Origin of the sequence: Leptospira koniambonensis, from assembly GCF_004769555.1 — a bacterium.
GTDB lineage: Bacteria > Spirochaetota > Leptospiria > Leptospirales > Leptospiraceae > Leptospira_B > Leptospira_B koniambonensis.
In genome coordinates this window covers 187,374-209,627 of the sequence record NZ_RQFY01000006.1, presented here as the reverse complement: position 1 = coordinate 209,627, position 22,254 = coordinate 187,374, and the positions used below count along the sequence as shown (strand labels likewise).

Sequence of the window (22,254 nt, the reverse complement as noted above, 5' to 3'; positions counted from 1 at the left end):
ATGGCAAAACTAGTCTTCAAACCTATCCAAATCGCGGACATGCAGGATCAGGTAGAGCTGCAAATTCCGGACAAATATAAAAAATTCCATAGGGACGAAGACGCAGAAGAGTTCGAAGTCGACCAAGAAGGAAATATTATAGAGCAATACCAAGGTCCTTCTATTGAAGAGATTGAGGCAGAGCTTAACCGTTATAAAGAAGAAACGGAAGAAAATATCAAAACAATGCTCGAGGACTCCCGCCGCAAGTCGGAAGAAATCGAGGAAGAAGGTCGTAAAAAAGCCTTCCAAATGATCCAGGATTCCAAAGAGAAGATCAAACTCGAAGAGGATTCAGGTAAGGCCAAAGCGGAACAAATCTTGGAAAGAGCCAAGATGGAAGCCGAAAGAATGATCAAAGAAGCCGAGATGAAAACGGCAGAGATCGAACATGAGGCTTACTTAAAAGGATTTGAAGCCGGACGAGAAGTTGGTTTCAGAAAAGGACAAGGAGAAGTCCGACGCCTTATCGACCGTCTCGGAACAATCGTAGGTAAAGCGATCGATATCCGTGCGGAACTTATCCAAGCATCTGAAAAGCAGATGGTGGAGATGATCCTAATCATCGCTCGCAAGATCATCAAAGATGAGATCATCGAACGTAAAGAAATTGTACTCAATAATATTAGAGAAGCACTGAAACGTATCAAGGACAGGGACCGTGTGGATATCCGGGTCAACTTTGCAGACTTGGAGATCACCACAGCTCACAAAGACGAACTTATCAAACTTATGGAGTCCCTTCGCAAGGTCAATATCTACGAAGACTCTCGCGTCGACAGAGGCGGGGTCATCATCGAAACAGATGTTGGTGCCATCGATGCAAGGATCTCCACACAGCTCAAAGAAATCGAAGAAGCAATTCGAAATGCGGAGCCGATCTAATCTAACATTCACGTCCAAACTTAGTCTCCTACCCGGCCGCCGAAATCATAGGCGGTCGGGTCAGGGGGGTTTTCTTTGTAGGCACTTCGACGGTATTTACATTAGCTCGATAAGTGACATAATTCGGTTATATTCTCATTATCACTTGACTCCGGGTAAAATCCCAGGGACAGTATCCGGTATCTAGAGCCTAAGATCATGATAGAGAAGAAGTTTCACGAAAAGGTAGACGTCATCTCCAAGTATTTCCTGATCTTGGACCGGACAGAAACCATCCGCAAATCCGGACGAGTCGTTCGTGTCTCCGGAAACGTAATCTATTCAGAAGGCCCCCCGGACTCCAAGATCGGAGAGATCATGGAAGTCCAAAAAGCAGGAACAGAAGGCTACCTGCAATGCGAGATCGTCGGTTTCGAAAATCATGTATATACACTAATGCCTCTTGGACCTGTGGAAGGTGTTTATCCTGATGCGTTTGTGTTTTCTTCAGGAAGAAGTTTGAATGTTCCAGTAGGAAGAGAATTACTCGGTCGTGTATTGAATGGTGTAGGACGTCCTATCGACAAAAAAGGACTCATCATCACTTCTGAAGAAAAATCTCCAGAAGGAGAAAGTATCAATCCTCTGGATCGACCAGTGATCCGGGACATTCTTCTTACAGGTGTAAGAGCAATAGATGGAATTTTAACTGTCGGTAGAGGACAAAGATTAGGGATCTTCTCCGGATCTGGTGTAGGAAAATCAAGCTTACTCGGTATGATCGCGAGATTTACTAACGCAGATGTAAACGTGATCGCACTCGTAGGAGAACGAGGCAGAGAGGTTAACGAATTTTTAGAAAGAGACCTAGGAAAAGAAGGTCTCGCAAGATCTGTAGTATTTGCCGCAACCTCCGATGCACCTAAGATGGAGCAGGTCAATTGCGCCCTACTCGCCACTTCCGTCGCGGAATATTTCAGAGAACAAGGACTTCATGTAAACTTAATGATGGATTCCTTGACCAGGTTTGCACATGCAAATAGAGAGATCTCTGTTTCTAACCATGAACCTCCAATCACAAGAGGTTTTAGTTCATCTGTTTTTACTAAATTAGCAAAACTTGTAGAACGTTCTGGTACCTCTAAATCAGGAGGAAGTATCACAGGGTTTTATACAGTCCTAACTGATACAGACGAGATGGAAGACCCTATCGCAGACGCCGTCCGTGGTTATATAGACGGTCATATCATTCTTTCTCGCAAAATGGCCGAAAGAAATCATTATCCTGCAATCGATATCCCTGCCTCTCTTTCCAGGGTAATGCAATCGATAGTTGACGAAGACCAGTTTATGAGAGCTGGTATGATCAGAGAACTAATCTCCACTTATAATTCAGTGGAAGAATTGATCTTATTGAATGCGTACGTAAGAGGATCAGATCCTAAAGTGGATCTTGCCATTCGCAAAAAAGATAAGATAGATTCTTATTTAAAACAAAGACTTATGGACAGAAGTCTTTTTCCACAAACAGTCAGCGGTTTAAGAGATATCTTAAAAGAAGAAAGAGAAGAAGAGGAATTTTAATCCATGAAAAGATTCCAATTCAGACTCGAACCTGTACTTCGTTTAAAGAAGATCAAAGAGGACCAAAAACTCAAAGAACTTTCTGAACTTGTGGCCGAAGTCAACCAAAGACAGTCGGAAATAGATTCCAATGACGCAAGGATACATTCTTTATCTGCTACCACACTTTCAGGAAGTACAGACTTAAGAGAATATTCTTATTTACAAACTTATATGAGACAACTCTTAACTCGGAACTCCGAGTTAGAAAATGAGATCCGTTCCTTCGATGAACCGGTTGAAAAAAAAAGAACGGAAGTCTCAGAGGCAAGAAAAGAGAAGAAGGTACTGGAACTTCTAAAAGAAAACCGCTTCAAGGAGTATATGCACTCCTATAGAAAGGCGGAAAAAATCCAGGCAGAAGAGCAATTTTTAGCAGATCTTTATAGGAAACAGAGGGAGGAAATTTATGGGGATGATAGATCTAAACGGGATCCGAAAGTATTTACCTATGACACGGGAGGCGCTGAGCGCACCGGTACAGAAGATGCGGGACTTTCTGAACTCAGAAAACTTTACGAGCGTTATAAAAAGTGACCTCCCCTTTTTAGAAGTGCGTAAAACAGTCGAATCTTCCGATCCTTTAATCGGAAGCATGGCAAATCTCCAAGATAAAATTTCTCATTTAGAAAATAAGGCGGGAGATTTGGAAAAAAGAATTTCAGGCTCCAGGCTGGACATCCGGGTATAAAAAGTGGCAAGTTTAAGCGACAAAGCAAGAGCAGTATATCTAGTACTTCTGATCTTCTTCCTAGTGTTGATCGGATTTTTTGCGTTCCATTATTTTCAGATCATAGACGCTGCTGAAATTTTCCCTTTCTTAAGAACAGAACCAGGACTCGTAAATGCGGACTCAGAATCCCCTTCCGAATTAGAGAAGTTAGAATTCCGTAAAGAGATGGAAAGACTTGCTAAGGACAGAGATGAGATCTCTCAGAAAGAAGATGAATTAAAAAAGGAAAAAGAGCGCCTGGAAGCAGAACTCGAAAAAATCGAGGAACTCAAACGAGGTCTTACTTCTAAGGAGAATGAGCTCAAATCTTCTGAATCCGAAAGGAATAGCAGAGGTAAATTGGTTAAGGTTATGGCGGAGAAGGTTGCAAATATGCCTCCTGATAACGCAGTGCAGATGCTTACCAATTGGCCGGACAAAGACATCATAGACGTATTCATCCAAATGGATAAGGACGCAGAACAGGATGGTAGACAAACAATCACTACTTACCTTCTCACCTTATTCCCAGCAGAACGTAGGGCAAATATTACGAATAAATGGTTGTCCAGATCCGACGTGATCAAGGCTCCTGAATCCAATTCCGAGTCGGAAGAACTTTAAAATTATGAAAAAGAAAACGATCCTATTTCTTTCACTATTGATAATTTCTACTGGAGCAATTTATGCTAAGAGCAAAAAAGCTTCTGCTCCCACAAAGTCGAAATATGTTTCTGGCGAAGAGTTAGTAAATAATCCAGGCAAAGCAGTAGGAGAAACTGTTCGGGTTGCAGGAACAGTGACTCATGTATTGTACAAAGGGAATTCTATCAGATTCGTAGTCCATTTCTCTGGAAAACCAGTTGTTTTAGATTCAGACGATTACAGTTTAATGAATCGAGTATCTGTTGGTTCTTATGTAGAAGTCTGCGGATTTTATCTAAAAAATAAAAAACTGGATCTAGACGGAAAAAGAACAGATATGCCTTCTATCGTTATAGAACAAACTTACTGTACGAATTAGGATTTTGTCACGCAGAGGCGCAAAGACGCGGAGAAGTTACAGTAATATTTATTCATCTCCTATAATTACAACTCTGCGTTCTCCGTGTGCTCCGTGCGAAAAATAAAATCTTATATTTAATTACTTCTTCTTTTGAAAAGCTTCCAATCTTTCTTTTGCATTTTTTCTAATATTCGCATAGAAAAAATGAAAATCCCCAGTATGTAAATTTCCATCTTTTCCTAGGTTTGGGGTACGCGAAATCTCAGGTTCGTGGATCCACAAAACTCCTGAATTACATTTTGCATCCGCAACACCTGGGACTAATTGATCAAAACTTCGATTCACACTTCCTAAATTTTCAGACTTGGGAGACACCTCTTCATCTTGTTTCCAACTGAGAGGATTCACACATACAGTGTCTTTTCCATATCTGTCCAATAATCTGCCTGGGGAATTTCCCCAAATATAGGAATTCCAACCAACTACACATCCTGTATCTTTCGAACTGGAACACACTGGCAGACCTGCCTCTTCTTGTTTAAATGGAAATCCAATCGAATAACTCACTACCAAATTTTTCTTATATTCTGGATTAGTAGAGATCACCTCTTTTAGTAAACGGACAGAATGCCTTGTGCCCTGGCTATGAGAAGCAATGATATATGGGCGGCCCTTATTCCAATTTTTCATATAATATAAAAAGGAAGCCTTCACATCTTGGAATGCAAAATCTAATGCTGCCTCGCTTTCCGGAACATCTTTTGTAAAAACAAAAAATGCAGCCTGTCTATATCTGGGAGCATAAACCTTACAACATTCATTAAATGCACTTGCTTGGGTTTTGATAGGATGTTTATCAGTTCTATCGTTCAAGTCCTCGTCTTTTAGATCCCCGTTCCAATATTTAGGCCGAAGAAGTAAGGTTGTAGGATGAATATAAAAAGTATCCGCCTCTGCTAAGGATTGATTTTCTTTTAAGCCTGAATTTCCAGGAACAAGATCTGCATTATCTTTTTTATCTGGAAGAGCGGCCCAAAATTCGGACTTAGAATAATCGGGAGAAATTAAATTTTTACTCTCTTCAAAATCCTTTCTGGGCTTGATGAGATAGATACATTGGAAACTAAAAATCGAAATTATAGAAATAAAAAAAGAATTATATAAAAACTTCATATTATCTAATCCTTGGTCTAGATATAAGAAAGCGGCAATCTATTTAGGTTTCCGAATTTAATAGAAATTCTTAAAATAAAATTTCTTCCAAACGAGAAAGTGCATGTTCCAACGTATCATTCACTATAATATGATCGAATTCGTCTTTATGAGCCAGCTCTTCTTTTCCGTTCTTGATACGTTTTAGGATACTTTCTTCTGAATCAGTTCCTCTGCCGCGCAGTCTTTTTTCCCATTCTTCTTCATTTGGAGGAAGTATAAAGATTGTGATCGCTTCTTTTCCAAGCTTTTGTTTTACTTGAGCTGCTCCCTGCACATCCAGATCCATAATCACTGATTTACCTGCAGACATACATTGGTTTACGAATATTGCGGGAGTTCCGTAATAATTATCATGGACCTTGGCCCATTCTAAAAATTCTCCCTTATCAATTCCGGATTCAAATTTTTCTTTGCTTAGGAAAAAATACGTTACTCCTTCCTTGTCTCCTGGACGTGGAGCCCTCGTAGTACAAGAAACTGAAAAAGCCAAATCAGGATGTTTGACTCGGATCATTTGAATAAGTGTGGATTTGCCTCCTCCTGCTACGGAGGATAGAACGATTAGCTTGGGAGATTTCAGTCCTTTTCTTCCTCTTCTTCTGCGATAGAATTATCCCTGCTTTCTATCCTTCTTGTGAGGGCTTCCACTCTTAAGTTGGAAAGGATCAAATGGTTGGAGTCTGTAATTATAATGGACCTGGTCTTTTTTCCCTGAGTCGCGTCTACCAAATTGTTATTACTTTTGGCTTCGTTTCGGATCCTTTTTGCAGAAGCTGAATCCGAATGAATGATACCTACGATTTTGGAAACCATAACTATATTTCCAAAACCAACGTTCAAGACGCTAAATTGGGACATCAGGTCCTCCTATTTCTCTCCAACCTAAATCTTTCAATAATGTCCACTTCACCGGTGGCGAGATCCAAGGCTTCTGAGATTTCTTCATGAGAATATCCTTTTTTCAAGAGGAAAACGACCTTCTCGATCTTACTCGCACCTTCTCCCAGGTCTTTTAGCGCCATTTCAGAGGAAATTTTTACGGAATCCTGTTTTTGAGGAGTGTAACCCGTCATTTTCCTTTCCAGGATTTTTCCGAAGTTCTCTTCCACAGGAATTTTATTGTCAGTTCTTTTTGATTTAGAACTCGTTTTTTTAGGATCTATCTCAGGAGTATAATCAGGTTCTGCTTTTAAAGAACCACCGCTGATATCTTCCGAAAATTGAATTTTATTTTCTTCGAATGGATCTCCATCCAAAGAAATATCAAAGGTAGAACTTGGATTGTACATTGGCTGAGGGGTTCTGGTAGGAGAAATTTCAGACATCAATTCCTGAGAATCTTTCCATCCCATCACATTTTTAATCGTCTTACCGAAGTTTTTCAGAATTCCCAAAGTTCCAGATTCTTCTTCCGAACTAGGAGAAGTTTCTTTTTTGAGATTTTTTCTTTCGGGATCCAAGAATGGTTTTGGATTTTCAGGAGAATAATTTTCTCTCAAATTTTGTTTATAAAGTCTTCCTACACCTTCTCCTGCTTTTGCAGCAAGTTCTTGTTTTCTATTCTCCAAAGATTCGGTCGGAGAAGTTTTAAGTTCTTTTTGTTTTTCACGAATTAGGGTCAGATATTCGTTCTTGAATTTTTCCTCATCGGAAATTTGAACTGTTTCTTGGTGAGTAAGGATAGAAGGTTCCGCACTTTCTAACTCTTCCTCTACCGTTTCGAATTCCAATATTGGCTCAGGAACTATATTCTGTTTTTCTAATTTTTTTCCTTCGGTAGAAAATATTCTGTCCGGAAGTGATTCCAGTTTTTGGAGAATAGATTTGTATTTATCCTCCAAAGTATCAGAACGTTGGACCAAAATTTTATAAGCTTGGATCTTAGAATTTAAAAGTTCTATTTGGCTTTCTGTTTCAGTTTGGATCTCGTCTACTAATGTCCGAATTTCTTCATTGATACGACGGATCATATGAGAGCGGATCCTCTTCGTCACTTGCGCGGACACACCAACGTACAAGCCTATGGCTATAATAATGTTTAAGAATAGGACTGTGAATAATTCCATCGCACAAGCGTCCTTTTCGAGGATATTTCCAACAACATCCTTCGGAAAGCCCGAGCGTTTTTATTAAGCTATATAGTCCACTGTGGAACGAGTAGGTGTCCGAATTTCGGTTTTTCTACCGCTCTTATCATAGGAGAACATTCTCTCCTTTCCACCCTCGGGTTTTGGTCCTTTAAAAGATCGGATTTCTTTTTCTATTTCTCCGATCCTTTGGGTGTATGAGTTACGAAGTCTTTCTCTATATTCTGGAGATAATGAAAAAGTCTCGGTGTACATCTGCACCGCATACTTTTTATCTATAGAATACTCTCGGACCGATTTTTCGTTCTGAGCGATTACGTTCGAAAGAGTGTGTGGGTTCTCCACCATAGTCCTTCGGACCAGATCGTTCGCAGCGCCGTATCCGGAAAGAGGTTCGTTCAGCCTCATATCCTTTATTTTCCTCTAGATCTGTTTTTTCTCCAGTCTTTTTTATCCGGTTCAGGATCTTGGTACGGCAATTGTCGGATAACCCCATTCTCTTCCACAAAGGTCTTATGTTTGATCTCGTTACGGGTCTTAAAGTCCGCACTCTTGATCTTGATAGTAACCCCACCAAATAGGGTCTTTTCTACACTGATCTTTCCGTTTGCGGCTCTTTCTTCTATATAGGACTTGAGGTTCTGGATCTCGTTTTCGTATTCTCTGACTCGTATCTCCAGCTTTTCTGTAGCCTTACTGGTTTTGACCAACTGCTGCTCATGGTCCTGGGTGAAAGAAGCAGGGTCATTTTCCTTTCTTGCCTTGAGAGTTTTAAGACTTTTGGAAATCTGTTCGAACTTATCCTGATTTTCAGCCAGTTTCTCTTCGTATTCAGAGATCTGTTTTAATACCTTAGGATCGGTTCCTACTATAAGTTCAGTTGCAGGGTTGGCAGAAGAACCTATGACCTTCGCTGCGATTGTATCCGAAGCACGAATCGTCCCTCCTACAATCTGTCCCCTCTTACCATTGGAGATTACTTTTCCACCAGCGCTCACAAAGCAGTGAAGAATGCCTTCTTGTACAACCACGTCTTTTTCTGTGACTACAGTTGCGTTCTGGATAAACTTAGCGATTACGTTCCCGCCAGTGGATTCGATCCTAGCCTCGTCTCTTCCGGAAACACCTTGGCGGATGATAATATCTCCGTCTGCTTCCACATTTGCTTTTTGGACAGTGCCATAAATTTCGATATTTCCTGCAGCCTTGACCGAGTAATTGTCTTCTACGTTTCCAGTAATAATGACTGAACCTAAGAATGTAACGTTACCAGTTTTAATTCCAACATCACCGTTGACCCTATAAACTGTTTCGACAGAAAGTCTACCGCTTGCATAGACCACTTGTCCGTTCACCTCTGCAGTGAGTTTGGTTCTGTCTTCGGAAAGGATCGTGCCCTTCCCTTGTTTGAGTTCCGTATCTAACCCGTCTTTTGCAGGCAGAAGTTCGTTAAATAATGTACGACCGTATTTCCCTCTTTCTGCGGGGATTTTTTCTGCCAGAAGTTGTCCTACCACAACGTTCTCTATCAGATCCATGTCCTTATAATCTACTTTTCCGGATTCATCTTCTCTGAAGACTACCTTCTTACTGATACGAACATGGTAGATTACTTGCGCATTTTTTCCGTTAACAGGAGGATCTCCTTCTGCAGCAGTGAAAGGTTGGTTATAAAATTCGTCCTCTAACCTTCTTTGTATCTCTTCTTCTTTTACTCCGTATTTGATTCCTGCGTTTTTGAGATAATTGACTACGTCTTTTACTTCTAGATCTCTTCCTGCAGGTTTCGGAGGGATGAAAGTAATCTTCGCTTTCATCTTATCAGGAGCAATATCCAATACCATTTTACCCTCGGCGCCCTGCCTTGGTTTCATATTGGAAATATAGATTGGTTCTCCCTTGGTCTCTTTTACGATCTTACGGATTTGGTTATCATCTACTTCATTAATTCCTCTGACTGAAAGTCTGCGAGAAACTTCGGAAAGCTCAATTGCTTTTCCTTCGCCGGAAGGTGGATAGATTGTGAGATAAGTTCCATTTCTGAAAATTTGAACGACTGCCCTTCCATCTCTGTCCTTAGGTTGTAGGAACTCCTTCAGATCTTTGGAGACGAGCTTGCCTGATCCGCCTGTGAGTTTTTTGTCTAACTCTGAAAGTTCATCTAAGAATGTATCTTCTGGTAAAATAGAAGCTCTGATATGCCAAGGTTCTGAACCGAAAAGTTTTTTCTTTCCGCGTTTGATTACTATATAGTCTAGTTCGTGAGATTTTCTTTTGAGATGGGATGCTGCTAATTGCAGACATTTTTCCAATGTAGGAGCTATGACTTCGACCTGCTCGTTTTGGAGCTTGTCTAGTTCTTTATTTTGGTCTTTCAGAAAGGATGTAAGACTCAAAAGAAACTCCTCCTGTCAGTCGGTCCGGGGGTTTTGAAAATCGGATTCCCCGGAGATGGGGTGGCCTGAGACCTTGGCTCAGGCCAGGGGAAGGCATTCCCCTACTTTTTACTAATAACTGATTTAACCTTTCCTAATTTACTACGAAGTCTTGCTACAGCTCTCGTATGAAGTTGGGAAATCCTGGATTCGGTAACTTCCAACACTTCTCCGATCTCTTTTAATGTTAGATCTTCGTAATAATAAAGAACGATTACTTTTTTTTCTTTGTCAGGAAGTGTTTTGATCGCTTCCACGATCACATTTTTAATCTCTTCTTTTTCTATGATGGTGTCCGGGTTCATATTCATCGGAGATTCTAATGTCTCCATGAAAGAAACCTCGTCGTTCTCATCGCCGAGAAACCAAATATCATTTAAAGAGACGAGTGACGTGCCGCTGATCTTAGTAAGAAGTGAGTTAAACTCCTCGACAGAGATCCCCATTTCTTTTGCGATCGCCTCATCTTCCACGTGAGCGCCCTCTTTATTCTCGAGCATCCCAATAATTTGCTCCAACTGTTTCGCTTTTTGGCGAATAGAGCGAGGGATCCAGTCGATGGAACGAAGTTCGTCAAAGATAGAACCTCTGATACGAGTCATCGCATAGGTTTTAAATTTGATCTGTCTATCTGGATCGAATTTTTCGATCGCATCAAGAAGACCAAACACACCGTATGAAACTAGATCATCGAACTCAACGTTCTGAGGCATACCGATCGCGATACGACCAGCCACGTGTTTGACTAGAGGAGAATATTTTTCTACAAGATAACTGCGAATATTCTGGTCTTTAGTAGCCCTGTAGGACTTCCAAAGTTCGGTTTCATCCGTATTATTGTATTTTTCGAAAAGTTTGGACATAACAACGGGATGGGCTGGTCCTCTGCTTAAGAGTGTCGTGGACCAAACCGATTTGCAATAGCATTTTTTGTCTCAAAAACGGGAAATCAAGCAGTTTTTTGTCTCATTGGGTTTCTGAGCAGAAAACAGGAATTTCACAGGTGTTGGAGTTCCTACATTCGGGTAATTTGATACTCGGCGGATGGGATTCTGGATGTCAGAGTTCCAACGCAGGAGAATTTTTATACTAAGTTCGGATGTTGGAGATCCAACAAGTCGAGAATTCAGTTGGAAAGATTTTTACTATTTTTCCTGGCTACCGTCGTCTTTTGCGAGCATGGTTCGGATCGCTTCCGCCATCAACTTAGGCTCATTTTTGATCGCGATATTTTCTACGATGATATGATCTCCGAATTTATCTGCTTTTTTGCGAGGAATTCCACTCGCAGCTGCTCGCATTTCGTCCGCGCTACCTGGAGAATCAAAATGAGGGGTAGAAGTATCCATATCAGAATGTTCTGAATAGGAACTGCGCCCCCCACCTTCGAGACCGTCCTCATCTCCGCTGGAATGAGCGCCTGTAAAATTACCCAGAAGTTCTAAAAATTCAGGAACCTTGGAGGCTAAAACGGAATAAACCCCAAATCCGAAAACAGCCATACCGACCGTGGATAAAAAGGTAACGAATGCAATATGACCGAAATAATTTCCGACCATGATGCCACAGACCAGACTTATGATGAGCCCTAAAAGGGAAAAAAAAGCGAGAAAACCAATTTGTAGGTTCACTCTTCCTCGCTCTGTTGTTTTTCTCTAACGTCCACAAAATTGAAAAACTTACGGAAGAATCCGGTGATGCCGGAATCATCTAAATTATCCATTTCTTGGTTCAGTAGAGAATATGTGATCCGATTCAAACAAGCTGCTGCCTTGCTCTTAGGTGAATGGATGATATACGGCTTTTGTTCCCGGATACTTTTTTCCACCTCGTCGTCCTGGAAGATGAATCCTAAATTTTCGACTCTTACTTCTAAGAATTGACCAGAGATATCGATCACACGGTCTGCAACCTTCTTCCCTTCGATAGCGGAACGTACACGGTTCACTACCATCTTAAGATTTTTATCTCTACTTTGGGAAACGATCGCTTTGATCAGTCCATAAGAATCTGTAATTGCAGTAGGTTCTGGTGTAGTAACTACGATCACATCATCTGCAGGAAGTGTGAGCCCAATCACGTTTGAACTGATCCCTGCTCCAGTGTCTATGATCATATAATCATAGGAATCCAGATCAGCGAATCCTTTGATCAAATTATTTCTTTGGGTATCGTTCAAGTTAGCAAGCTGAGAATAACCACTTGCACCCGCGATGATATCCACTCCTTCAGGAGCTTGGATGATAATATCCTTTAAACTTTTATGTCCCTTGACTACGTGATATAAATTGTATTTAGGAATGATCCCTAAGATCACATTCACGTTAGCAAGTCCTAGGTCTCCGTCAAATACTAGGACCTTCTGTCCTGCCTTAGCCATAGAGATGGCCAAGTTTACGGAGATAGTACTTTTACCGACCCCACCCTTTCCGGAAGCGATCGCTATAATCTTAGTCATAGGTTTGGTTGAAGACACGAGTTTCAAACTCGTATTACCCTCGGTAAGTTTCCGCAACTGAGTCGCTTGGTCCATCCTAACCTCTTTCTCTGGGACTTAGGTTTTCTACCGAAACCTTAAGCGGAGAATACTTCTCCACGGATCTCGATGATTTTTTCCGGATTTACTGCGCATTCGGCGAGTTGGTGTTTTTCCGCTGGGATCATATCGAAGGGAACTTCTTGGCCAACACTTAAATGGGTAAAACCCTTATTAAGTGTATCGGCTAGTTCCAGAAATCCACCCAAAAATTCCGCTTCGTCCAGTTTAGTTAATAAAATTCTACGGAAACCAAGAGGCTCGTAGGCTTTCATTACGGAGTGGGTGTGATGATACGAAGATGTGGCGGATAATACAAGGATATTTTCAACGTTGTCCCTTTCTCCGAAAGCAGAAAGGTATCCGTACATTTTGCTAAGCTGGTCCACATTGCGATGGCTATAACCCGCAGTATCTATAAGGATTAGTTCCGATCCGTCTCTCGCCAGGGTCTCTTGAAAACGTTTGAGATCTTTTACCGCATAAAAAGGCATTTCCATGGTATCTGCGTAGCGTTTTAACTGCTCGATTGCGGCGATCCTATAGTTGTCAGTTGTATAGAGAGACACTGATTTTCCCATATGAAGATGGTACTTAGCGGCTAGTTTCGCAATACTAGTTGTCTTTCCGCTGCCTGTAGGTCCCACAAAGAAGACAACTTTTCTCTGTCCTCTTCTAGTTCCTTTAAAAATATCCGGCTCCACCTGCACTCTTTCAGAAAGAACTTCTACAATTTTTTCCTGAACTGAAACTGTACGAGAACGATCCAAAGGAGAAAGTCTCTGCTCAGCCTGGGAAATAATTTCTTCCGCGTAAGCCTCGCTCATTCCATCTTTGACAAGTTTATCCCTCATTTTAAGGATATTGGAATCCTGCTCCTTACGAACAGGTCTTGCAAACTTAGGCTCGAACTCTTTTGAAAAAGAAAGTCCCAGATTTTCTTCTGACTCTATTGCTTCGGAAGTAATATCTATCAGTTCCTTTGGCAAAGAAGAAGATCTGCTCGGACGAGAAGTTCTTTCTTCCCAGCTAGGCAATTCTTCCAGACTTCTTCTTTTCTCAGAACCAAGAGTAGACTTTTGTTTGAGTAATTCTTTTAGGTCCTGGAGTTTTTTCTCCACCTTCTCTCTGGAACTTGCCTTTTCAGGGATACCAACTTGGATCTCCACAACCTTGCGGGCCATTAGTCCTGTTCCGAACATCCCACCCTCGGTCAAAATTCTATGTTCGATGACATGGGCTTCTGGGCCGTATTTCATCTTCATCTGCATTAGGCAATCCTGTAGATCCTTGCCCCTAATCTTTGCGAAATCCATGTTATCCTCCTGTTTTTTCGATTAAAATATTACGTTTTACTAAACTACTTCTGCGGGTTCCGCCGCCTGCGCTTGTGCAATCCTGAGTTCACCAGCAATCACTGTTGGAACAGAGGAATGCACCTCTTCTAATGCCAATACTGCAAAGTTTCTAGGCGGGAATTCTTTCGCTAAGAAATAAGCAAAAGGCATTCTCACTTCTCTATTTACCACATAGATCGGGAATCCTCTTCCTTCTTGGACCCTGCGATTCATATCCGCCACAGATTCGAGTAGTCTTCTTTGGAAATCCGGAGGAAGTACCAAAATATCCCTTCCTTCTAAACGATCCTGTGCCAAAGATTTGTTCAATCTGTCGAGCACTCGGCCTTCTACCACGATGACCTGTAGTTTTCCATCTACCATATAATCTTTTACGATCGTATTGGAGATGGATTGTCTTACAAATTCTGTAAGAACATAAGGATTCGGATACTTGCTCATCTTGTTTGCAACTGTTTCCAAAATTGGGACAAGATTGCGGATTCCCAAACCTTCTCTCAGAAGATTTTGAAGGACTTGCTGGAGCATTCCCAAATTGCCAGGCTTGTCCGCTTCCAATTCTTGGATAAGTGTTGGATATTGAGATCTGTAATGATCCAGTAATTTTTTGACTTCTTCTCTTCCGAGCAAACTGGAAGCGTGAGTCGCAAGTAATTCTCTTAGATATGTTATAATAACTGTAGAAGAGTCCACCACGATAAAACCTTTGGACTCTGCATCTCCTTTCGAATCCGCAGAGATCCATTTTGCGGTCCTTCCATAAGCAGGTTCCATGAAAGATTCTCCTTCGATAGAAGATAGATCCTGGCTTTCCGCAGAAGGCATTGCCATTAGTTTTTCAGGACGGATCGTGCTCGAACCAACTTCCACTCCATTGATCTTAATGGTGAATTGATCAGGAGGTATTTCCAAATTATCTAATATACGGATTGGAGGAATAACGATCCCACTTTCACGCGCAAACTTTCCTCTTAAATTGGAAATTTGATCCATCAATGTTCCACCTTGGGAAGCATCTACGAGTGGCACCAAATGATATCCGAATTCGATCTCGATAGGTTCGATCCTAAGTTCGTCGTAATAATCCCGAGGTTTGCGGTCTCCAACTGCTTCTTTTTCTTTCTTCTCCAAAACCTCGAGCTGTTCTTGCACAGTTCTTTCAAGAGAGTAAGCAAGATATGCAAGTCCACCGGATAGAAGGACCATTGGAATAAAAGGTAAACCTGGGATAAATGCACCTAGTCCCATGGAAGCCGCGACTACATACAACACTTTGGAGTTTGCAAATAGTTGAGTTTTGAATTGTTTTGCAAGATCCGATTCGGATCCAGAACGAGTGACGATAATACCTGTGGCAACAGTGGTAAGAAGTGCAGGGATCTGGGAAACAAGTCCATCACCGATGGTGAATTTTCCGTAAGTTTCTACCGCAGATATGAAAGATTCACCTCGGATACTTGCACCGATGACAACCCCGCCGATGAGGTTGATCGCAGTAATGATTAAACCTGCCCGCACATCTCCTTGCACGAACTTACTCGCTCCATCCATGGAACCGTAAAAGTCCACTTCATCTTCGATCTTCTTTCTACGCTTTCGAGCTTCCGCCTCGTTTATATTTCCTGTAGAAAGTTCCATATCGATTGCCATTTGTTTACCAGGCAATGCATCCAACGTGAACCTTGCTGCCACTTCGGAGATACGGGTCGCACCTTTAGTGATCACGAGCACCTGAACGATCACTAAGATTAAGAAGATAATAAATCCAACTACATATTTACTTAAACCGGATTCACTACCTACGATAAACGCACCGAATGCGTCTATGATCGCGCTGTTTACCGCAGGACCTTTCGACAAAATTTGTCTAGTAGTAGAAACGTTCAGAGCCAATCGATAGATCGTTGTGATAAGTAATAAGCTAGGAAAAATAGAAAACTCAGACGGCTCCTTGATAGATAAAGAAGTCAAAACAATGAGTAAACTTAAAGCTAAACTGAATAAGATCAGAAGGTCTAAAATAAATCCAGGCAGAGGAACTACGAGCATCCCTACAACAGCAACTGCTCCCGCACCCAGGATGAAGTCGGATTGTGTATACCATTTCTTATCCATAATATTCTCCTAGGCTTAAGAAGCGTTTCGGAACGCTTTCCGGAAAGATTCGAGTTTCGTAAAGATCACACTGAGTGCGGTATAGAATTTAGCAGGAACTTCCTGTCCAATTTCTACCTCATCATAAAGTGTCCTTGCCATTGGGCGGTCTTCAACTGTTGCGATATCATTCGCCTTTGCCACCCGGATAATACGTAATGCAAAATCGTCCACACCCTTTGCGATCACAATAGGTGCTCTGTGTTTACTAGGTTTGTATTCTAATGCCACCGCAAAGTGAGTCGGGTTTGTAATGACAACGTCCGCTTTCGGAACTTCTGCCAGCATCTTGCTTTTTTTGATCTGATCTCTGGCCATTTGTCTTCTTCTGGCCTGTAAAGAAGGGTCCCCGTCCTGTTCCTTCATCTCTCTTTTGGATTCAGAAGGAGTCATTTTGAGAGCTTCTTCGTATTCATATCTTTGGAAGAAGTAATCCGCAACGCTGATCGCGAGTAGAAGTATCCCAACTACTATAAAAATTTTAAACGCAGTGTAAGTGATTAATGCTACTGATTCTTCAAGGCCCATGTTTCCGAGCATCAATATCTTGAAGAAGTCCTTCTCTATTACAAAATAAGAAACCCAAGCGATTGCAGCTACTTTGACTAGTGATTTTGCTAAACCAAATAATGTCTGACGATTCGGAAGTACCTTTTTGAAATTAGGACGTATCCGGCCAAAATTGAATGCAAGAGCTCGAGGCGCGAATAAAAATCCTGTTTGAACAACATTACCCACAATCGCAGCAACCACTGTAATTCCCATCAAAGGAAGGAGTAATTGAGTAATGTCCACAAGAGCATTATTCAAAAGTTCACTTACTGCTTCGGAACTAATCACATTTGCAGAACGAATTCCGAAAAAATATTTTCTCAAAAGATAATAAGATCTCATGAAAAAATATTCTCCCATGAGATACATTAGAACAATACCTGCTAATAGAACGATAGCAGAAGCGACCTCAGGACTTTTAGGAACATTTCCTTTTTCTCTTTCTTCCCTTCTTCTTCTTTCGCTGGCTGGTTGTGTACGTCCCTCGTCTTCCGCTGCAAATAATTGCAGGTCGATCCGAAAAGGAACTGCAGCAGGAACTAGCTGTGGATGCGGAATCGCTTGTAGGAACTCCAACACGGCATTAGAAAAGAATCTCCAACTCCGATGTAGGAGCTCCAACATTTTTTTCCAAAAGGACCCCATTAGTTTGGCCATCCTTTTAGCATTAAGTTCATCTTCTCGAAAGAGAGCTGGAATGCATTGTCCATCTGAGTGATCAGAAAAGGAACAATCAAGATCATGACCACAAGACCAATCGCAATCTTGATCGGAAAGCTGAGCTGAAGAATATTTAACTGAGGAGCGGCTTTCCCCATCAATGCTTCAGAAACAGTAACTAAGAATAAAACCCCAAGTATAGGAAGAGAAATTTTAAAAGCGACTAAGAACATCGCACCTATTGCCTCTTCCATAGCCTTATAAAGACCATCCTGGATCTCAGGCACAAGTTTCAAAACTTGCACCTTCTCAAAAGAATATACCAAACTTTCGAATAGAAAACGGTAAGCTCCTAAGGAAAGAAACAGAAGCATACCCAACATATTCTTAAGAGTACTGATCACAGGAAGACTTGTTTGGGAGATTGGATCCAAGATCTCAGCATAACCAAAACCAAGTTGGACGTTAAAAAATTCTCCAGCCATTTGAAAGGAGGAGAATACCAAACTTACCAAAAATCCCATTAGGATACCGATAAGTGTCTCCGCCATCACAACTAAACCGTAATCGGTCATGTTCCCCGGGATCGGAGGAACAAAGGAGGCACTTACAGGAAATAAAATTACAGAGATCAGAAAACCAAGAGTCATCCTTTGAGCAAATGTGATAGAGGCAAAGGAGAACACAGGAGCCACAGATAGAAGCCCCACGATCCTTGCCAGGATCAGAAGAAACACTTGGAAATTTCCGATAAAGTATTCCATTTTTCTAATCTAAAACTTCTCTATCATCAGGAAAAGGTCCCTGGTATAATCTGTCATAGTTTGGAGCATCCAGCCTGCAAAGATCACGATCACTGCAAAAATGGATAATAACTTAGGAACAAAAGCTATCGTAGGTTCCTGTATTGAAGTTGTGGTTTGTAAAATACCGATGATCAATCCTACCACCATTGCAGTAAGCAAAATGGGAGCAGAAAGTTTAAGAGTCACAAACAGTGCATCTCTGATCAGAGTAATTGCATCTACTTCCGTCATTTATAACTCCTTACGAGCTCGTAGACGATCAAGTTCCAACCATCCACAAGAACGAATAAGATCAATTTAAACGGCAAACTCACCATCACAGGAGGAAGCATATTCAAACCCATGGAGAGAAGTGCAGAAGCCACCACAAGATCCACTACGATAAAAGGAATAAATATGATGATCCCAATCCAAAAAGCCTTCTTGATCTCAGAAAGCATGAACGCGGGAATAAGAACGTAATTCGGAACATCGTCGAATGATTCTACATTCTCCACTTTTCCGATCTTTAAAAATAGAGCCACATCCTTGGCGCCACTTGTACCGATCTGCCTCATCATAAATTCTCTGAGAGGGATCATAGACTTATCAAAAAATTCGTTGGTGTCTATCTTACCTTCCATGTACGGATTCAAACCTTTCTCGTACACAATATTCAATGTAGGCGCCATGATGAAGAATGTCATAAATAGCGCGAGGCCCACCATAACCTGGTTAGGCGGAAGGTTCTGAATAGAAAGTGCCCTTCTCACAAAATCTAAAACAATTACTATCTTAGTAAAAGAAGTCAGGGACATCACAATGGCAGGAGCCAAAGAAAGAATTGTGACCAGAAAAAGGATCATCAAAGAAAGACTTGTCTCTCTAGGACCTTTTGCCTCGTTCACATTGATATTCAAATTTGGGATAGGAATTCTAGGCGTGTTTGCTTGAGCGAATGTATCCTCAGGGATCGCAATGATCAAAACGGCAAAAAGAAGGACTCCCGAAAGTATCTTCCGCATAACAGATTTATAGTCCGCCCAAAAGTTAAGGCCTTTTTGAAGAGGTAGATTGCGGGCTTCAATCGCCTGGGACAGGTGATTATGTCTCATACCTTCGGAAAACTTTTCCCCTGCCTGTATAGCCAACCCCACTCCCGTTTCCCCCTAGTTCAAATCGAATAATCCGTTCTCCAGATTATTCCTTTCCTTTTTGATTTCGTCTAACTTCTCTTTGAGTTTTCTCTGTTTCTCTTTTCTTTCACCAGGAGTTTGGCGAAGAGTTTGTTCTTCATCTTCCGATTTTCCGGAGAGACGAATATTCAAATCCTTTAATTGTTCCAAAGCAGTGACCAAAAAACCACCTTCAGGAGGTTTAAATTCGTCTCTCATTCTCTGGAGTCTCGCCTTAGTCTCCGTATCAGTAATCTCGGAGATTAAATTAATACCGTTATCTGCCACACCCAATACGAAAATTTGCCCAGTTACTTCTACAATCTGAAGCTGTTTGTTTGTGCCAAGATTCAAACTTCCCAGAAGATTCATTTCTCCTCTAACGGGAAGAGAACCTTCTCTGGATTTTGCGAGAGTTCTTAAAACCCAATACGCAGCTCCACAAAGAATTCCTAATACAAGAACGATCCTAAATAAGATCCCCGCAAGACTCGGCCCATCGGAAACAGGCTTATATCTTTCTTCCACAGGATTTGGCGCTGATTCAGTGGCTGCTTCCTTCTTCTCTTCTTGTTTAGGAGTAGAAGGAGCCGATGATTCAGGCGTTTTTTTATCAGCCGTGCCCAGTTCTCTTTTAAGAACTTCGTCCATTTGTTCTCTTTCGGAACCTTGGGAATACAAACTCCCGCCAATACCCGATAAAATACAAAAGACTCCGAACGCCAAAGCGAGGGAGCCGAATCCTGAAAAAAACGAATGGATCGTTTGAAAAATTCGGCTCATCCGCCTCCCGACTCCGGCTTGATCCTATCGGCCGGACTTACGATATCCGTTACACGCACACCGAAGTTTTCGTCGATGACCACAACCTCTCCCTTCGCAATCAACTTGCCGTTTACCAAAAGGTCCACTGGTTCACCCGCAAGTTTGTCTAGCTCGATAATGGAACCTTCTCCCAAACCTAAGATATCTTTGATATACATCTTGGTTCTTCCAAGCTCAACTGTCACAGACATTTGAACGTCCATGAGAAGGTTTAGGTTCGGAGTGCCTTGGGCGCCGCTCGCAGTAGCAAGGTTCGGGAAAGAAACTCCTTTCATTCCCACTTGGGAAATTCCGCCGCCGCCCATTCCGCCTTGGTAGCCACCGCCACCATAATCGCCTCCCCCTCCTCCTCCTCCGGACCTTTTAGAAAGAGAGAGAATATCATTCGCCATAGATAAAGAAAGAAGGAACTGAACTCTAAAAGAAGGAAGTCCTTCTATCGCTAAGTTAAAGAAGGTGCGAACAAGAGGATCACCTTCCGGAAGCACTAGTGCAGCTGGAGAAGTTACATGCCTCGTTTCTGCAGGTGAACCATTCACTCCACCGCCAGTCTTAGCTGCGATCTGAGATTGAAGTGCTCCCATAATTGGAGTCAAACTATCTCTTAGAGTTTGAAGTTGGCCCTCGTCCAGACCACCTGAATCGAAGCCACCCATCATCATGTTTGCAATACGAGCCGCATTATCCGCGCCCATTGCAAGAACCACTCTTCCATTCAGATTTCCTGAATAGGTAGAATATAATAAAAACGTGTTGGACTTAAGTTCCGCTTCTACATCCTTCCGAGATTTTGCCTCAGAAGTTGGATTCATAAAGTTAGAAGTTTTGGAAAGAATGGCCGCTAAGGTATTTCCCGCAGTCATAAAACAATGGGAGAGAAAATCGGACAGAAGGTCCCTATCTACCGGAGAAAGACCGGCAGCTTCCTTGGACCCGCCTCCGGCAGCCATGCTACCGCCTGGATCAAATGAATCGTTTGCACCCGCTAAAAGGGCGTCTATTTCTTCCTGGGAAAGGGATCCTTCACCCATCTTGGGCACTCTCTCTTAGTTTTGGATTAGGAGACATAATAAAAAGAAATTTGTCGACCCTTTTTTTTCTTGCTCAGAAAATCGGTGGGAAAAGGCCGGGAACTACTAGATGAAACCCCGATTCGGGACCAAAAACAAGTATATTTTCGTAAAAAATAAATCAGGTCTCGATTGTCTCAATCAAGAAAGAAGAAAGATCCACGTATTTGGACGCATTCCCATGGATATCGATGCCTACGAGTTTTCCGCTTTCATCTAAGTCAATATTTACATCCACATTTATCTCTTGGGTCTCTGCAGAAGGGCGATCGGCAAAATCAATATAGATCGAATCAGTTTCAGGAAAATGCCTAATCTTCATCTTTTAAAACCTCGATCGAAAAACGCATTATGGATCGTTTCTCGATCCTCTAAGGTAATAACTCGAAGGTATTTTTGGGCTCCGTCAATCCATTTCCAATAACGAAATCTTTTATCAATTTGGATGACCTTATAGTCAGGATTAGAAATCGTCTCAATCACCCATTCCATTCTGATCTCTGGCCTCCGCGGTAGCACATTCGTTTCGAAATAACGCGTACATCTCACGCAATTTCATTTCCGGACTTAATGCTCTTGCTCGGAGAATAAATCAGGTCGGTCCCCATATTCCCCCTTCGCCCTGTAATCTTCCTGCGCCTCGTTCGAATTTCCTCTTAGTAAACCTATCCAAAATGCCCCCCTATACCCAATTTTTCCAATTTTTTGCGTAGATTGGACTTGACGGGCGATTGGAAGTCCCGTATTTTACCAAATGGTAAATTAACTAAATGGTTAAATACGACACACAATCTGATCGACTGAGTAATACTTTTGCGGCTCTGGCAGACCCAACAAGAAGAGAGATCCTTCTCTATTTGGTCTCCGGAGAGGCAACTGTTAAGGAATTGGCGGAACCTTTTAATATGAGTCTGCCCGGGATTTCTAAACACCTAAAGGTTTTGGAAAAAGCAGGGCTGATTGAAAGGGGAAGAGAGGCGCAATGGAGGCCTTGTAAGATCCGACCAGATGGCCTAAAGGAAGCTTCCGGATGGTTAGATCATTACCGTCATTTCTGGGAAGAAAGTTTGGATCGTTTGGATGCATATCTACAACAACTCCAAGCTAAAAGTAAAGAGTCAGAAAAATAGATCGGTTCATCGGGAATTTGTCCCGGTG

Annotated in this window: 25 protein-coding genes; 6 read left to right on the top strand and 19 right to left on the bottom strand. The window is 41.8% G+C overall.

Annotated features, from left to right (window positions below):
* The 5 genes from fliH to EHQ52_RS14485 all read left to right on the top strand — a co-directional run bounded on the left by fliH (position 1) and on the right by EHQ52_RS14485 (position 4,262).
* Positions 1-924, top strand: a complete 924-nt coding sequence (fliH, locus tag EHQ52_RS14510; protein ID WP_008592071.1) for a flagellar assembly protein FliH — start codon at positions 1-3, stop codon at positions 922-924.
* Positions 925-1,122: 198 nt separating this feature from the next.
* Positions 1,123-2,487 (top strand): FliI/YscN family ATPase, encoded by a 1,365-nt coding sequence (locus EHQ52_RS14505; protein ID WP_135615907.1) that lies wholly within the window; start codon positions 1,123-1,125, stop codon positions 2,485-2,487.
* 3 nt (positions 2,488-2,490) lie between these two features.
* Positions 2,491-3,063 carry a flagellar export protein FliJ gene (gene fliJ / locus EHQ52_RS14500; protein ID WP_135615906.1) on the top strand — a complete coding sequence of 191 codons (573 nt, stop codon included), beginning with the start codon at positions 2,491-2,493 and terminating at the stop codon, positions 3,061-3,063.
* A 157-nt stretch (positions 3,064-3,220) separates the two neighbouring features.
* The gene (locus EHQ52_RS14490) at positions 3,221-3,862 is read left to right on the top strand and encodes a periplasmic-type flagellar collar protein FlbB (protein WP_135615904.1); all 642 of its coding nucleotides are present in this window, start codon (positions 3,221-3,223) and stop codon (positions 3,860-3,862) included.
* Between the two features lie 4 nt (positions 3,863-3,866).
* Entirely contained in the window at positions 3,867-4,262 is a 396-nt protein-coding gene (locus EHQ52_RS14485) for a TOBE domain-containing protein (RefSeq protein WP_135615903.1), read from the top strand.
* Between the two features lie 120 nt (positions 4,263-4,382).
* Here the strand turns inward: EHQ52_RS14485 and EHQ52_RS14480 are convergent, their stop codons facing one another.
* The 19 genes from EHQ52_RS14480 to EHQ52_RS20090 all read right to left on the bottom strand — a co-directional run bounded on the left by EHQ52_RS14480 (position 4,383) and on the right by EHQ52_RS20090 (position 21,588).
* Positions 4,383-5,417, bottom strand: a complete 1,035-nt coding sequence (locus EHQ52_RS14480; RefSeq protein WP_135615902.1) for a DUF3089 domain-containing protein — start codon at positions 5,415-5,417, stop codon at positions 4,383-4,385.
* A 70-nt stretch (positions 5,418-5,487) separates the two neighbouring features.
* Complete coding sequence (gmk, locus tag EHQ52_RS14475) at positions 5,488-6,021, bottom strand: guanylate kinase (RefSeq protein WP_135615901.1); 534 nt, start codon at positions 6,019-6,021, stop codon at positions 5,488-5,490.
* Positions 6,022-6,035: 14 nt separating this feature from the next.
* Positions 6,036-6,317 carry a DUF370 domain-containing protein gene (locus EHQ52_RS14470; RefSeq protein ID WP_100709579.1) on the bottom strand — a complete coding sequence of 94 codons (282 nt, stop codon included), beginning with the start codon at positions 6,315-6,317 and terminating at the stop codon, positions 6,036-6,038.
* Positions 6,317-7,525 (bottom strand): hypothetical protein, encoded by a 1,209-nt coding sequence (locus EHQ52_RS14465; RefSeq protein WP_135615900.1) that lies wholly within the window; start codon positions 7,523-7,525, stop codon positions 6,317-6,319. The genes EHQ52_RS14470 and EHQ52_RS14465 overlap by 1 nt, the downstream gene beginning before the upstream one ends.
* 63 nt (positions 7,526-7,588) lie before the next feature.
* Entirely contained in the window at positions 7,589-7,954 is a 366-nt protein-coding gene (locus EHQ52_RS14460; protein WP_135615899.1) for a hypothetical protein, read from the bottom strand.
* A 5-nt stretch (positions 7,955-7,959) separates the two neighbouring features.
* Positions 7,960-9,942: a FapA family protein gene (locus EHQ52_RS14455; RefSeq protein WP_135615898.1), complete on the bottom strand. Its 1,983-nt coding sequence runs from the start codon at positions 9,940-9,942 to the stop codon at positions 7,960-7,962.
* 101 nt (positions 9,943-10,043) lie between these two features.
* Entirely contained in the window at positions 10,044-10,844 is an 801-nt protein-coding gene (gene whiG, locus EHQ52_RS14450; protein WP_086446535.1) for an RNA polymerase sigma factor WhiG, read from the bottom strand.
* Positions 10,845-11,126: 282 nt separating this feature from the next.
* The gene (locus EHQ52_RS14445) at positions 11,127-11,612 is read right to left on the bottom strand and encodes a hypothetical protein (RefSeq protein WP_135615897.1); all 486 of its coding nucleotides are present in this window, start codon (positions 11,610-11,612) and stop codon (positions 11,127-11,129) included.
* A complete protein-coding gene (locus tag EHQ52_RS14440) occupies positions 11,609-12,514 on the bottom strand; it encodes a MinD/ParA family protein (protein WP_008597222.1) in 906 nt (301 codons plus the stop codon). Before EHQ52_RS14440 ends, EHQ52_RS14445 begins: the two co-directional genes overlap by 4 nt.
* Positions 12,515-12,555: 41 nt before the next feature.
* Entirely contained in the window at positions 12,556-13,833 is a 1,278-nt protein-coding gene (gene flhF, locus EHQ52_RS14435; protein ID WP_135615896.1) for a flagellar biosynthesis GTPase FlhF, read from the bottom strand.
* Between the two features lie 39 nt (positions 13,834-13,872).
* On the bottom strand, positions 13,873-15,990 hold the full coding sequence (locus tag EHQ52_RS14430; RefSeq protein WP_135615895.1) for a flagellar biosynthesis protein FlhA: 2,118 nt from the start codon (positions 15,988-15,990) through the stop codon (positions 13,873-13,875).
* Positions 15,991-16,005: 15 nt separating this feature from the next.
* Positions 16,006-17,205, bottom strand: a complete 1,200-nt coding sequence (locus EHQ52_RS14425) for an EscU/YscU/HrcU family type III secretion system export apparatus switch protein (protein WP_244244901.1) — start codon at positions 17,203-17,205, stop codon at positions 16,006-16,008.
* A gap of 20 nt (positions 17,206-17,225) precedes the next feature.
* Entirely contained in the window at positions 17,226-18,005 is a 780-nt protein-coding gene (gene fliR / locus EHQ52_RS14420; protein ID WP_135615893.1) for a flagellar biosynthetic protein FliR, read from the bottom strand.
* Positions 18,006-18,014: 9 nt separating this feature from the next.
* The gene (gene fliQ, locus EHQ52_RS14415) at positions 18,015-18,278 is read right to left on the bottom strand and encodes a flagellar biosynthesis protein FliQ (protein ID WP_086446542.1); all 264 of its coding nucleotides are present in this window, start codon (positions 18,276-18,278) and stop codon (positions 18,015-18,017) included.
* Positions 18,275-19,051, bottom strand: a complete 777-nt coding sequence (gene fliP, locus EHQ52_RS14410) for a flagellar type III secretion system pore protein FliP (protein ID WP_135615892.1) — start codon at positions 19,049-19,051, stop codon at positions 18,275-18,277. Before fliP ends, fliQ begins: the two co-directional genes overlap by 4 nt.
* Before the next feature lie 144 nt (positions 19,052-19,195).
* Entirely contained in the window at positions 19,196-19,984 is a 789-nt protein-coding gene (gene fliO, locus EHQ52_RS14405) for a flagellar biosynthetic protein FliO (RefSeq protein ID WP_135615891.1), read from the bottom strand.
* Positions 19,981-21,057 carry a flagellar motor switch protein FliN gene (fliN, locus tag EHQ52_RS14400; RefSeq protein ID WP_135615890.1) on the bottom strand — a complete coding sequence of 359 codons (1,077 nt, stop codon included), beginning with the start codon at positions 21,055-21,057 and terminating at the stop codon, positions 19,981-19,983. Before fliN ends, fliO begins: the two co-directional genes overlap by 4 nt.
* 160 nt (positions 21,058-21,217) lie before the next feature.
* Entirely contained in the window at positions 21,218-21,418 is a 201-nt protein-coding gene (locus tag EHQ52_RS14395) for a DUF2283 domain-containing protein (protein ID WP_135615889.1), read from the bottom strand.
* Positions 21,415-21,588, bottom strand: a complete 174-nt coding sequence (locus tag EHQ52_RS20090) for a hypothetical protein (RefSeq protein WP_167492216.1) — start codon at positions 21,586-21,588, stop codon at positions 21,415-21,417. The genes EHQ52_RS14395 and EHQ52_RS20090 overlap by 4 nt, the downstream gene beginning before the upstream one ends.
* Before the next feature lie 278 nt (positions 21,589-21,866).
* On the opposite strand from EHQ52_RS20090, the gene EHQ52_RS14390 reads away from it, so the two are divergent.
* Entirely contained in the window at positions 21,867-22,226 is a 360-nt protein-coding gene (locus EHQ52_RS14390; RefSeq protein WP_135615888.1) for an ArsR/SmtB family transcription factor, read from the top strand.
* The last annotated feature ends 28 nt before the right edge of the window (positions 22,227-22,254 follow it).